Source organism: Frankia sp. CeCAU1, assembly GCF_977971845.1.
Genome location: NZ_CDWWXA010000032.1, coordinates 26,381 through 38,648, shown reverse-complemented (window position 1 = coordinate 38,648; position 12,268 = coordinate 26,381). Strand labels below are relative to the sequence as shown.

Genomic DNA, 12,268 nt, shown 5'->3' with positions numbered 1-12,268 from the left:
AGGCGCCCCGGACCGACCCGCCCCGATCGAGCTCGATCCGGCGCGCCTGGACCGGTTGACGCAGCGGCTGGCCGAGGTCCGGGCTCGGATCGTGGGGGCGGCCCGGGCAGCGGGCCGTGATCCGGACCACCTCACCCTCATTGCGGTCAGTAAAACCTACCCACCCCAGGATGTTGTGATGATGCACACGCTCGGGGTGCGGCACTTCGCCGAGAACCGGGAGCAGGAGGCCGGGCCGAAGGTGAGTCTCGTCACCCGGCTGATCGGCGGGGAACGGAGCGTCCCGGCCAAGGGAACCGGTGACGGCCCGTCCTCCGGTGCCACCGGTTCCGACGATCCGATCTGGCATTTCGTGGGACAACTGCAGCGCAACAAGGCCAGATCCGTTCTTCGTTGGGCGGATTGGGTGCAGTCGGTGGATCGGGTGAGCCTGGTGCCAGTGCTCTCCCGGCTGGCAATGGAACGCGGCCGCCCGCTGTCGATCTGTCTCCAGGTCTCGTTGGACCTCCCTGGTGCTTCCGATGGGAAGATCGGCGCGTCGATCGCCGGCTCGAGGCGCGGAGGGATCGATCCGGCCGGCCTTTCCGCCCTGGCCGATCTTGTCGAGGAGGCGCCGGGACTGGCCCTGCGAGGCGTGATGGCTGTCGCCCCCCGGAGGGGGCAGCCACGACCTGCGTTCGCGCGACTGCGTGAGGTGGCGGAACGCCTGAAGGTGGGGCATCCCCAGGCCACCGTCATCAGTGCCGGCATGTCGGGAGATCTTGAGGACGCTGTGGCCGAAGGCGCGACACACCTTCGGATCGGCACCGCTTTGTTCGGTGAACGGCCTGGTGTCCCTTAGAGTCGCGCCCATGGGGCTCGGGCGCAGGGCGATGGTCTACCTCGGTCTGGCCGAGGAGGATGAGGACTATCTCGAGGACGACTATGACGACGGTCGTGCGGTCGGTCGTGACGACCGGCGTGCTATGCACGAACCGGTTCCGATGGACCGTACGGTCCGTCGGATAGACGCACGTGAGGAGCCGGTCGCCATGCCGCGACGTCCACCGGTCGAACCGCTGCGTCCCGCCGGTCCCGTGCCGATGCGCAGGGTGGCCGCGGTGGAGGAGTCGCACCCCTACCGGATCACCACGCTTCAGCCACGCAGCTACAATGAGGCGCGCCAGATCGGCGAGGAGTTCAGGGACGGGACGCCCGTTATCATGAACCTCACCGACATGGACGATGCCGACGCCAAGCGGCTGGTCGACTTCGCCGCAGGTCTGATCTTCGGGCTGCGGGGCGACCTCGAGAAGGTGACAAACAAGGTCTTCCTGCTCTCGCCGCACAACGTCGAGGTCACCGAGACGGACAAGCGACGCATCCGTGAGGGTGGCTTCTACAACCAGTCATAGTCAGGGGGCGTGATCGCGTCCCCCCCGTTTCTCAGGAGAGAGCACCATCAGCACAGTAGGAAGCTTGATCTTTTGGGTGCTGACGGTCTATCTGTTGCTCCTGATAGCACGATGGATCATCGATCTGGTTCTTGCCCTCAGCCGATCGTTCCGCCCGACCGGCCCCCTGGTACTGGTCTTCGAGATTGTGTACACGGTGACTGACCCTCCGTTACGATTCATCCGGCGATTTCTTCCGCCGTTGCGGGTGGGTAGCGTTGCGCTTGACCTCGGGTTCCTGCTGCTCTTCCTAGTGGTCATCGTGCTTCGAAGCTATGCGCAGAGGCTGTGACGGGGTTGTTGTGCACACCGCGAGCGCGGGCGCGGCAGACTGCCCGCAGACCGCCCTCTCTTCGGGGAGCGGCGATGCCGCACGAGGAGGCGACGTGGCTCTGACACCACAGGACGTTCAGAACAAGGTCTTCAGCCCGACGAGGTTTCGCACGGGCTACAACGAGGATGAGGTCGACACCTTCCTCGACGAGGTGGAGGCCGAGCTGACGCGGCTGCTGGACGAGAACAGCGACCTGCGCCGGCAGCTCGACGAGGCCCGGCGTTCCGGCGGTGGTGGTCCGGGCGTGCCCGCGCAGATCCTTGAGGAGAACCAGGGCCTGCGCCGCCAGCTCGACGAGGCGCGTCGCCAGATCGCCCAGGCGCAGGCCCAGGCCGCCCAGGCTGCCCGGGAGCGGGGCCAGCAGCCGCAGCCCCCCGCGCCGCAGCAGGGCGGCGCCCCCACCACGGTGATCTCGGCGGTGGGTACCTCCGGACCGCCCGCCCGCGCCGGCGGCAACCCGCAGGTGGAGGCCGACATCGAGCAGCGGGTCGCCCGTACCCTCGTGCTGGCCCAGCGCACGGCGGACGAGGCGCTGCGCGAGGCGCGCACGGAGTCCGAACGCGCTCGCCGCGAGGCGAGAGCGGACGCGGACCGCATCATCGGTGAGGCCCGGGCGCACGTGGCCGAGCAGCTCGGCGGCTTGGAGGACGACAAGCGTCGTCTCGAGGGCCAGGTCGAGCAGCTTCGGGCGTTCGAGCGGGAGTACCGCACCCGGCTGCGGGCCTACCTGGAGATGCAGCTGCGGGACCTGGACGGCATGCCGACCCAGCCGGCCGTCGGTGCCGGCGGGCCTCCGCGACCGGGCCTCAACCCGGGTGGTGGACCCACGCCGCCCGCGGTGGGAATGGGGCCCAGTGGCGCTGCGCAGAGCCCCGCCCACCAGCCGACCTTCCCGCCCGGTCCGCCCCTGCCCGCCGGCGCCGCCATGGCCCGCGACAACGGTCACGGCCGGCCGGACATGGATGCCACCCGGCGGGACACCCCGGGAATGCAGGAGTTCTGATCATCCACCGCGCGGCCCTCGGCGGGTCCGGCGTGGCCCTCGGCCCCGGAGCCGACGGCCGGTCTCGTGATGGGGTGATCGAGAGATGCTGACGCTTTGTGGAGCGGTTCTTGCTCTGTGTACGGTTCTTGCGGTGGTCGGCATCCTCGCCGGCAGCGGTTTCGTCTATGCGTCCCTGATCTTGACGCTGGCCGCCGCGGCGCTGCTCCCGGCGGGAGCAGTACGCCGGGCCTCTCGCTGACCCCGGGCCTCGGTCTCAGCCGCCGGTCGTCTCGTGCCGGGTGAGCGTGAACGCCAGGCCCAGCTCCTCGGCTGCCGAGCGGGCTGCCGTCTCGCGCGGCTGCGCCGCAGGTAGTTCCGTGCGGGCCGCCTCGGTGAAGGAGACCGCCAACACCTCCTCGGCCACCGTCTGACCGTGGGTACGCAGAGCGAGCGTGGTCTCCTCGCGCGTCGCAGCCCAGGAGACGTCCACCCGGTCGGTGATCTCCAGCCCCGCCGCCTTGCGCGCGTCCTGGAGCACCCGGACGACGTCGCGGGCGAGCCCGGCGCGGGCGAGCTGCGGGGAGATCTCCAGGTCGAGGGCGACGGAGAGCCCGGACTCGGCGGTGACCGCCCAGCCCTGCCGTGGCGTCTCCGTGATGATCAGTTCGTCCCCGGACAGCTCGACGTCCTCCCCGTCAACGGTGACGGTGAGCCGTCCGTTGACGGGAGGACCGGCGGCCGCGATGGCCGCGGCGACCGCCTTGGTGTTCCTGCCGAAGCGCCGCCCCAGCGCCCGGAAGTTCGGCTTCACCGAGATGTCGACGACCTCCGAGGTCGCCGGCTCCACCGTGGTCACGTTGAGCTCCTCGGTGATCTGTGCGATCAGCTCGGGGGAGAGCTCGTCAAAGGCACTCGCGCCGACGACCGCCCGCGGCAACGGCTGGCGGGTGCGCACCCCGCTGGCGGCCCGGGCGGCGCGGCCGAGTTCCACGATCCGCCGGACGAGATCCATCTGCTCCGAGAGCTCCGGCGTGTGCAGCCCCGCCGGGAGCTCGGGCCAGGCGGCCAGGTGCACCGAGTCGGGGGTCTGCGGGGATGTGTCGGCGAACAGTCGTGACCACAGCCAGTCGGTGAGGAACGGCGTGAACGGCGCCATCACCCGGGTCAGCGCGTCCAGGCAGGTGTGCAGGGTGCTCAGGGCGTCGGCGTCGCCGGCCCAGAACCGGCGGCGGGACCGGCGGACGTACCAGTTGGACAGGTCGTCGACGAACCGGGCGATCCGCCGCCCGGCCCGCAGCGAGTCGAAGTTCTCCAGCGCATCGTCCACCTCGGCGACGGTGGCCGCGAGCTCGGACAGCGCCCAGCGGTCCAGCACGTGCCGTCGGACCGGCGGTGTCGCGCCCGCGGCCGGGTCCGCGGCTGGGCGCCAGCCGGCTGCCCCGGCATAGAGAGCGAAGAACGACGAGGTGTTCCAGTAGGTGAGCAGGACCTTGCGGACGATGTCCTCGATCGCCTCGTGACTCACCCGGCGGTCCGCCCACGGCGAGCCGCCGGCGAGCATCAGCCAACGGACCGCGTCCGCGCCGTGCCGCTCGAACAGCTCGAAGGGATCGAGCACGTTGCCGAGATGCTTGCTCATCTTGCGGCCGTCGGCGTCCAGAAGCAGGCCGAGGCAGAGCACTGTCTCGTAGGAGGAGCGGCCGAACACCAGCGTGCCGACCGCCATCATCGTGTAGAACCAGCCGCGGGTCTGGTCGATCGCCTCGCAAATGTACTGCGCCGGGTACTGCCGGGTGAACGCCTCGAGGTTGTGGTGCGGGGCGCCCCACTGGGCGAACGGCATCGCGCCGCTGTCATACCAGACGTCGATCACCTCGGGCACCCGGTGCGAGACGCCGCCACAGGTCGGGCAGGTCCCGGTGACCTCGTCGACGAACGGGCGGTGCGGGTCGAGGTCGGCCAGGTTCCGCCCGGCGAGCTCGGAGAGCTCCGCGAGTGACCCGACGCACACCAGGTGGGTGGGGTCGTCGTCGCAGCGCCAGACCGGCAGCGGTGTCCCCCAGTATCGGTTGCGGGACAGCGCCCAGTCGACGTTGCCGCGCAGCCACTCGCCGTACCGACCAGTCTTGATCCGCTCGGGATGCCAGGTCGTCCGCTCGTTCTGCGCGAGCAGCTCGTCGCGGATGGCGGTGGTCCGGATGTACCAGGACGGCAGCGGATAGTAGATCAACGGTGTGTGACAGCGCCAGCAGTGCGGATAACTGTGCGTATACGTCGATGCCCGCCACAGCCGGCCCCGCTCGCGCAGGTCGGCGGTCAGCGGCGCGTCGGCATCCTTGAAGAACATCCCGCCGACCAAGGGGACGTCGGCAAGGAAGCGACCGTCCGTCCCGATCGGGTTCACCACCGGCAGCCCGCTCGCCCGGCAGACCGCGAGGTCCTCCGCGCCGAACGCCGGCGCCTGGTGGACCAGGCCCGTGCCATCCGTGGTCGTCACGTAGTCGGCGAGCACGACCGAGTGTGGGACGCCGGCGCCGGCCGCGAACCGCTCGGCCGCCAGCAGCTCGAACGGGCGGGTGTAGCGGGCACCGGCCAGCTCCGCCCCGCGGAACCGCTCGACGATCTCGGCGTCCTCGCCGAGGGCCGCGGTGACCAGTGGTTCGGCGACGACGAACAACTCCCCGTCCCCCGCGCGGGCCAGGACGTACTCCACCTCCGGGTGAACGGCCACCGCCGTGTTCGACACCAGCGTCCACGGGGTCGTCGTCCAGACCAGCAGCTGCGCACCCTGCCCGGCGAGGCCCAGGGCGTCGGCGACGAGCGGGAAACGGACGTGGACCGAGGGGTCGTCGACGTCCGAGTAGCCCTGGGACACCTCGTGGTCACTAAGCGGCGTTTCGTCGCGCGGGCAGTACGGGGTGACCCGGAAGTCCTCGACCAGCAGGCCCTGGTCGAAGATCTGCTTGAGCGACCACCAGACGCTCTCGACGTAGCTGGTGTCCATGGTGCGGTAGGCGCCATCGAGGTCGACCCAATAGCCCATCCGCTCGGTCATCGCGGAGAAGTCCGCGACATGGCGCAGCACCGACTCGCGGCACCGGGCGTTGAACTCGGCGATGCCGAACGCCTCGATGTCGTTTTTGCTGGTGAAGCCGAGCTCCTTCTCGACCGCGAGCTCGACGGGCAGCCCGTGGCAGTCCCAGCCAGCCCGCCGGGGAACGTGGTAGCCCTTCATCGTCCGGTAGCGGGGGAACAGGTCCTTGAAGACCCTGGCCTCCACGTGATGCGCCCCCGGCCTGCCGTTGGCGGTGGGCGGGCCCTCGTAGAAAACCCACAGCGGGCGGTCCGCGGTGGCCTCCAGCGAACGGTGGAACACCTTGGTGTCGCGCCAGCGGGCCAACGTCTCCCGCTCCAGGGCGGGCAGGTCCACCTGGGCGGGCAGCGCAGCGAAGGTAGGATGCCGCAGAGGGGTGCTCATCGTGGGGACCCGGTCTCCATAGTCGTAATCTCCGTCGGGCTGGTTCTCCAACGGAGGGACGACGCCTCACCGGCCCCGGGCGTGACCATCCGGCCGATGCGCCGGCCGCCTGTCCTGCCCGGACCGGGGGTACCGCGGTACCACCCTCCTTGCGCACCCGCTCGGCCGGATCGGGCCGAGGGATGGCCCCTCGTTGTCCTCGCGGCGGCCGGATCTACTGGGGACCCGATGGTCGACCGGATTCCGTTCTTCCGGCGGCTCGGGGGTGATCTTCGCGACGCGCTGGCCACCGGGCTTCCACCGACCCCGGCTCGCTCGGGCTGCGCCCGCCGCTACTCGTCCCCGTCCACGCCGTACCGCTGTCCATCAGCGTAGCTCAGCGGGACGAGTGGTCCCGTCCCCGGCTCGGCCCTTCGCCGCGCGGCCGGTTCATCGTCGGGACTCGGGGCCGTAGAGTGGTCCGGTAGGAGAGGTGCCGACCATCGGGAGCGGTGTGTCCGAAGATCCCGTCGATCACGCGGTGACCGCGCCGGGGGGCGTCACCCCGGGCGCGGGGTCCGTCGCGCCGGCGATGTCCACGAAGCCCTCGGCCCCGCCCGGGGGGTCGACGCCGGTGCCGCGCGGGCGGGACGAGGCTCGCCCTACCGCCGGTTCCCGCCGGGCGGTGGCCACGCTGACGGTCGCGGCGGCGATCGTCCTGCTGTCGGACATCCTCACCAAGCATGTCGCGGTGGCCACCCTGTCCGACCGGGGGCCTGTCGAGGTCATCCCCGGCCTGCTCGACCTGGAGCTCACCCGCAACTCCGGAGCGGCCTTCAGCCTCGCGGGCGGCGCGACGGTGCTACTCAGCCTGGTCGCCCTGGCCGTGGTCGCGGTGGTGGTGTTCACCGCCCGCCGGCTGCGGTCGGTGGGGTGGGCTCTCGTGCTCGGCGCCCTGCTCGGCGGGGCGGTGGGCAACCTCGCCGACCGCCTCTTCCGCTCGCCCGGTCCCCTGCGCGGTCACGTCGTGGACTTCGTCCACCTCCACTACTGGCCCATCTTCAACGTGGCCGACTCCGCGATCGTCTGCGGCGGCGTGCTCGCGGTCATCCTGTCCCTGCGCGGCGTGGGTCTGGACGGCACGCGCTACGCCGAGCATCATCCCCCCGGCGGGGGCAGTGACCATCACGGGCGGTGACCTGCGCTCCCTGCCGGTCCCGGACGGGCTCGACGGCGTCCGTCTCGACGCGGCGATCGCGAGGATGTTCGGGCTGTCGCGGACCGTGGCCGCCGCGCTCGTCGACGACGGCCAGGCGAGCCTCGACGGGAAGGTCCGGGGCCGGTCCGACCGGGTCAGCGGCGGTGCCTGGCTGGAGGTCCGGCTGCCCGCTCCGCCGCGTCCGGTGGCGGTGGCGGTGGAACCCACGCCGGTCGAGGCTCTCGGCATTCTCTACGACGACGACGACATCATCGTGGTGGACAAGCCGGTCGGGGTCGCCGTCCATCCGGCGCCCGGCTTCACCGGACCGACTGTGATCGGGGCGTTGGCCGCCGCGGGATACCGCATTTCCACCTCGGGCGCGGCCGAGCGTCAGGGGGTGGTGCACCGTCTCGACGTCGGTACCACCGGGGTGATGGTGGTCGCCAAGAGCGAGCGCGCGTATACCCTGCTGAAACGGGCGTTTCGTGACCGTACGGTGGACAAGCACTACCGGGCCGTGGTGCAGGGCCATCCCGATCCGCTGCGGGGCACCGTGGACGCCCCGATCGACCGGCATCCGCGCCGGCCGGGGCTGTTCGCCGTCGTCGCGGACGGCAAGCCGAGTATCACCCACTACGACCTCCAGGAGGCCTTCCGGGCCGCCTCCCTGCTGTCCGTGCGGTTGGAAACCGGGCGCACCCACCAGATCCGGGTGCACATGTCCGCCCTGCGGCACCCGTGTGTCGGGGATCTCGCCTACGGGGCCGATCCCACGCTCGCCGAGCGGCTCGGCCTGGCCCGCCAGTGGCTGCACGCGGCGCGGCTGTCCTTCGATCATCCAGGTCACGGCGGACGGGTCGAGTTCACCAGTCCGGACCCGGCTGACCTGGCCGAGGCGGTGGAACGGCTGCGGGACCAGCCATGACGGAGCCGGCGACGCTCGGGGAGGCGACCTCGGCGCCGGTGCCCGCTCCCGCGGCACCCGGGGGAGCGGTGCCGGCCCCGGCCCCCGCCGGCCGGGGGTGGTCCACCGTGCGCCCACCGGTCCACGGGTTGGGGGCGCTGCTCGATCGGGTCGACGCCCGCACGCTGCCGGCGACCTCTCGCGCGATCGCGATCGTCCGGGCGTGGATGGTGGGCCTGGCGGAGCGGGAGATCGGTCGGGTCCGCCGGACCCGGGACCGGGTCCGGCCCTCGCCTGCCGGCTCCGACGACGATGACGGTCCGCCGGCCCTGCTCGACGTGGCCGGAGTCACGCCCGGCGGGGTGGTGGACTGGGGCGTCCGGATGCTCGTCCTCGGACTCGTCGCGTTGATCGTGGTGAGCGCGACGGCCGCGATCCTGCAGGGCGTCGATCATGCTCCGTCGTCCGGACCGTCCTCCTCGGCGACCGGGCAGGCAGCGACGTCCGCGAACCAGCCGACGTCCGCGATCCGGTGGCCGACGTCCGACCAGCCGGTGGCGCCCGCGCTGCCCGCGGTGACGATCGGCCCCGGGCCGAACGACCCGGTCGCCGACTACCTCGGCGCCAGCCGGCAGAACCTCGCGTTGCTGACCTCGGCCGCCCCCGGCGCCGATCTCTACGCCGTGGCCAGTCTCACCGCGCCCCGCACCCCCGCCGACCTGCTCGCGGTGTTCGGCGACTTCCGGACCGTCCAGGTGTTCTTCACCGCCGGTATCGGGGGTGAACAGGAGCAGGCCGTCGTGCGCGATCCGGTGGCCGACGTCCGGGCGGCCTTCGGGTCGGCGGCGGCCCAGGCGGATGCCCGAGCCGCCGCCGACACACAGGTCGGCGACACCGCCGCCGCCGACCGCGAGCGGCGGGCGGCGAACGACCTGCGGGCCGGGTGCGGGTGTCTGTTCGCCGCGGTGGTCCGCGCCCCGGCCGGCCGGCTCTCGCAGCTCGCGACCGATCCCCGGGTGCGGGTGGTGGACCCGGCCCCACCGGGAAGCGGGCCGCCGGGTGTGAGATTCATCCCACTGTCCCCGGGTCGTCGCTGATCCGGTCGAGCCGTCCGCATGATCGGACGGCGTGCCGGGCACGGGTGGCGGACGGTGACCGTTCTGGCGTGGCATCCGACCCCTGCGCCATCGTCGACCGGGACAGGAGAGGATGAGGGGCGAGACCGGCTTCGTCACCTGGGGTTGCGACCGGCCGGGGAGTTCACGGATCATGATGAGGAGACCCAGGTTGAAGCTGGCGAAGGGCACCCGGGAGGTCTTCGACGCGGAGAGCCTGCTCGAGGAGTACCTGGGGCCGCGCAAGCGAGGTCTGCGCTACGCCTACCCGTACTACGACGGCCTGGTCACCAATAGTGATCCGGATCTGCTGTGCACCGGGGATCTCCTGGCCCCGTGCCTGCTCGGCGTGCACGTGGACCTGGATCGGATGCACACGCTCACCGCGCTGATGCCGTTGCTGCAGCGGGCGTTGGACAGCCTTCCTCCCGGCATCGAGCTCATCGAGGCCGACGAGGTCACCCTCGATCTGGTCGCCGCGCTCTACGACCCCCTCGACGACCCGGACGTCTCCGACCGGGACGTCAAGGGCTCCCTCATCGCCAAGGTGCTGCACCGCAAGCGGCCCGCCCTGGTCCCGTTGTTCGACTCCAAGGTGAGGATCTTCTACCAGCACGAGGACTGCGTCCCGCCGTCGCCGCGGGACGGGCGGTCCTGGCGGCAGTACATGGGCCTGCTCATCCGCGCGATGCAGTACGACCTGCGGGAGAACGCCGAGGAGTTCCGCCGGCTCGGGGCGCTGGTGCCCGTCGCGGGTCCCCCGATCACCCCGCTGCGGATGCTCGACGTCGTGGTGTGGATGAGCAGCGCGGTGTGATCAGCGCCCGTTGTCGGCCCGGGACCATCGACCGGCTCCGACTGCGACAATGGTCGATGTGTTGAGCTACGCGGTCCGCGGGCTCACCCGGCGGCACGGGACGGGTGAGCATGCCGTTCTCGCCAATGATCGAATCGATCTCGACGTCCGGCAGGGCGAGGTGTTCGGGGTGCTCGGGCCGAACGGCGCCGGGAAGACCACGCTGGTCCGCCAGTTGATGGGTCTGCTGCGGCCGGACGCGGGCACGATCACCCTTTTTGGCCGCGACGTGCTGGCCGCCCGCGGTCTGCCGGCCCGGCTCGCCGCCTATCTGGGCCAGGACGATCTCGCGCTGGCCGAGCTGCCGGTCGCCACCGCCGTGGCGACCACCGCCCGCATGCGCGGCGTCCCCCGCCCCGCCGTGCGGGCGGTCCGTGACGCCGTGCTCGGCGAGCTCGGTCTGGAGGCGGTGGCGCATCGCCCGCTGTCGAAGCTGTCCGGTGGGCAACGCCGGCTGGCGTGTGTCGCTACCACCCTGGTGGGGGACCGGCCGATGCTCGTCCTCGACGAGCCGACCACCGGCCTCGACCCCGTCGCCCGGCGGGCCGTGTGGTCGGCGCTGCAACGTCGCCGGGACACCGTCGGTGTCACCGTCCTGCTGATCACGCACAACGTCCTCGAGGCAGAGTCGGTGCTTGACCGGGTCGCCGTCCTGGATGCCGGGCGGGTGATCGCCTGCGACACTCCGGGCCAGCTCAAGGCATCGTTGTCCGGTGACGTCCGGCTCGACCTCGCGTGGCGCCACGACCCGCCCGCGGACGACCCCACCGTCGCGACGTTGGCCGCGCTCGCCGTGGTCAACGGACGGCGGTGGACCATCCGGTTGGCTCCGGCCGCGGCCCGTGACGCCCTCGGCCGGTTGACCGCCGGCCCGGCGTTCGCCGCGCTGGACGATTTCAGTCTCGCCACCCCCTCGCTGGAGGACGTGTACCTCACCCTCGGCGGCAGGTCGCGGGACCTGGAGCGCGCATGATCGTGATTTTCCGGTGACCGTCGTTCCGGACGCGCGCGGGGCACCCGGTGGCGGGGCACCCGGGGTGCCGGCGCCATCGGTCGCGGATGGCCGCCCGGCTCCCGCCACGCGGCCGGCGTCGGCCTCCGCCCCGCCGAGCAGTGCCCCGCCGCAGCTGCCGCCGCCGACGTCGTTCCGCACCGCGTTCGGTGCGGTCTACCGCGGGCAGCTCGCCCGCTCCAAGGTGGGACGGATCCCGCTGTTGTTCGTCGCGTCGTTCCAGTCGGTCGGGATCCTCGTGCTGCTGCGCGGGATCCTCGACGTCGGCGACACCACGGCCGCCGGGCAGGTCGTGGCGGGTTCCACGGTGCTCGTGGTCGCCTTCGTCGCGTTGAACCTGCTGGCCCAGCGGTTCGGGGCGCTGCGGGCGGCCGGTGCCCTGGACTACTACCTCACGTTGCCGGTGTCCGGCGTCGCGGTGGTGCTGGGCACGGCGGCCTCGTACGCGACCTTCGCGGCGCCCGGCACTGTCGTCACCGCGGTGCTGGGGGCGCTGCTCTACGGGCTGCCGCTGTCCGGCCTGTGGCTGCTGCTGCCCGTCGTGGCGCTCGCCGGGATCTGCCTGTCCGGGCTCGGGGCGGCGATTGGCCTGCTCGCCCCTCGGCCGGAGCTCGCGACCGTCGCCGGCCAGCTCGGAATGAGCATCGTGCTGTTCTTCGGTGTGATCCCCTCCGGCCGGCTGCCCGAGGTCGGCCGCTGGGCGCGGGACGCGTTGCCCAGCAGCTACGCGGTGGACGCCCTCGCGGCAGCCTTCCAACCCGGTGTCGACTGGGCGAAGGTGGTCCTCGACCTCGGGATCTGCGCCGCCGTCGGGATGGCGGCGCTGTCTGTCGCGGCGATGGCACTGCGCCGTGTCGGCACGTCCTGAGGGCGTCATAGTTAGCGGGGCCAGCGTAGTAGCAGGACCGCTGCGGGACCGACCGGCGCGGTAGGGTCAACGGCCTGCGGCCGGTCGGCGACAATGCGCTGGT

Annotated in this window: 12 protein-coding genes; 11 read left to right on the top strand and 1 reads right to left on the bottom strand. The window is 71.8% G+C overall.

Annotated features, from left to right (window positions below; translation table 11 throughout):
* From AC08OO_RS08555 to AC08OO_RS08535, 5 genes are all read left to right on the top strand, one after another.
* Nucleotides 1-841 (top strand): YggS family pyridoxal phosphate enzyme (locus tag AC08OO_RS08555; RefSeq protein ID WP_476618394.1); only part of this gene is annotated, 841 nt, incomplete at its 5' end.
* 10 nt (nt 842-851) lie between these two features.
* Nucleotides 852-1,394 (top strand): cell division protein SepF, encoded by a 543-nt coding sequence (locus AC08OO_RS08550; protein WP_476606311.1) that lies wholly within the window; start codon nt 852-854, stop codon nt 1,392-1,394.
* 76 nt (nt 1,395-1,470) lie between these two features.
* A complete protein-coding gene (locus tag AC08OO_RS08545) occupies nt 1,471-1,725 on the top strand; it encodes a YggT family protein (RefSeq protein WP_035730579.1) in 255 nt (84 codons plus the stop codon).
* Nucleotides 1,726-1,819: 94 nt separating this feature from the next.
* On the top strand, nt 1,820-2,770 hold the full coding sequence (locus AC08OO_RS08540) for a DivIVA domain-containing protein (protein ID WP_476609483.1): 951 nt from the start codon (nt 1,820-1,822) through the stop codon (nt 2,768-2,770).
* An 85-nt stretch (nt 2,771-2,855) separates the two neighbouring features.
* A complete protein-coding gene (locus tag AC08OO_RS08535) occupies nt 2,856-3,011 on the top strand; it encodes a hypothetical protein (protein ID WP_476609484.1) in 156 nt (51 codons plus the stop codon).
* 15 nt (nt 3,012-3,026) lie between these two features.
* On the opposite strand, the gene ileS is transcribed toward AC08OO_RS08535, so the two are convergent.
* The gene (ileS, locus tag AC08OO_RS08530; RefSeq protein WP_476609485.1) at nt 3,027-6,230 is read right to left on the bottom strand and encodes an isoleucine--tRNA ligase; all 3,204 of its coding nucleotides are present in this window, start codon (nt 6,228-6,230) and stop codon (nt 3,027-3,029) included.
* A gap of 520 nt (nt 6,231-6,750) precedes the next feature.
* On the opposite strand from ileS, the gene AC08OO_RS08525 reads away from it, so the two are divergent.
* The 6 genes from AC08OO_RS08525 (at nt 6,751) to AC08OO_RS08500 (ending at nt 12,165) form a co-directional block, all read left to right on the top strand.
* Complete coding sequence (locus tag AC08OO_RS08525) at nt 6,751-7,407, top strand: signal peptidase II (RefSeq protein WP_476618393.1); 657 nt, start codon at nt 6,751-6,753, stop codon at nt 7,405-7,407.
* Nucleotides 7,388-8,335: an RluA family pseudouridine synthase gene (locus tag AC08OO_RS08520; RefSeq protein ID WP_476609487.1), complete on the top strand. Its 948-nt coding sequence runs from the start codon at nt 7,388-7,390 to the stop codon at nt 8,333-8,335. The genes AC08OO_RS08525 and AC08OO_RS08520 overlap by 20 nt, the downstream gene beginning before the upstream one ends.
* Nucleotides 8,332-9,411: a hypothetical protein gene (locus AC08OO_RS08515; RefSeq protein WP_476609488.1), complete on the top strand. Its 1,080-nt coding sequence runs from the start codon at nt 8,332-8,334 to the stop codon at nt 9,409-9,411. Before AC08OO_RS08520 ends, AC08OO_RS08515 begins: the two co-directional genes overlap by 4 nt.
* A 190-nt stretch (nt 9,412-9,601) precedes the next feature.
* Nucleotides 9,602-10,246 carry a DUF6308 family protein gene (locus AC08OO_RS08510; RefSeq protein ID WP_476606318.1) on the top strand — a complete coding sequence of 215 codons (645 nt, stop codon included), beginning with the start codon at nt 9,602-9,604 and terminating at the stop codon, nt 10,244-10,246.
* A gap of 49 nt (nt 10,247-10,295) precedes the next feature.
* Nucleotides 10,296-11,258, top strand: a complete 963-nt coding sequence (locus AC08OO_RS08505) for an ABC transporter ATP-binding protein (protein WP_476606319.1) — start codon at nt 10,296-10,298, stop codon at nt 11,256-11,258.
* Between the two features lie 13 nt (nt 11,259-11,271).
* Nucleotides 11,272-12,165 carry an ABC transporter permease gene (locus AC08OO_RS08500; RefSeq protein WP_476609489.1) on the top strand — a complete coding sequence of 298 codons (894 nt, stop codon included), beginning with the start codon at nt 11,272-11,274 and terminating at the stop codon, nt 12,163-12,165.
* Nucleotides 12,166-12,268 lie beyond the last annotated feature (103 nt).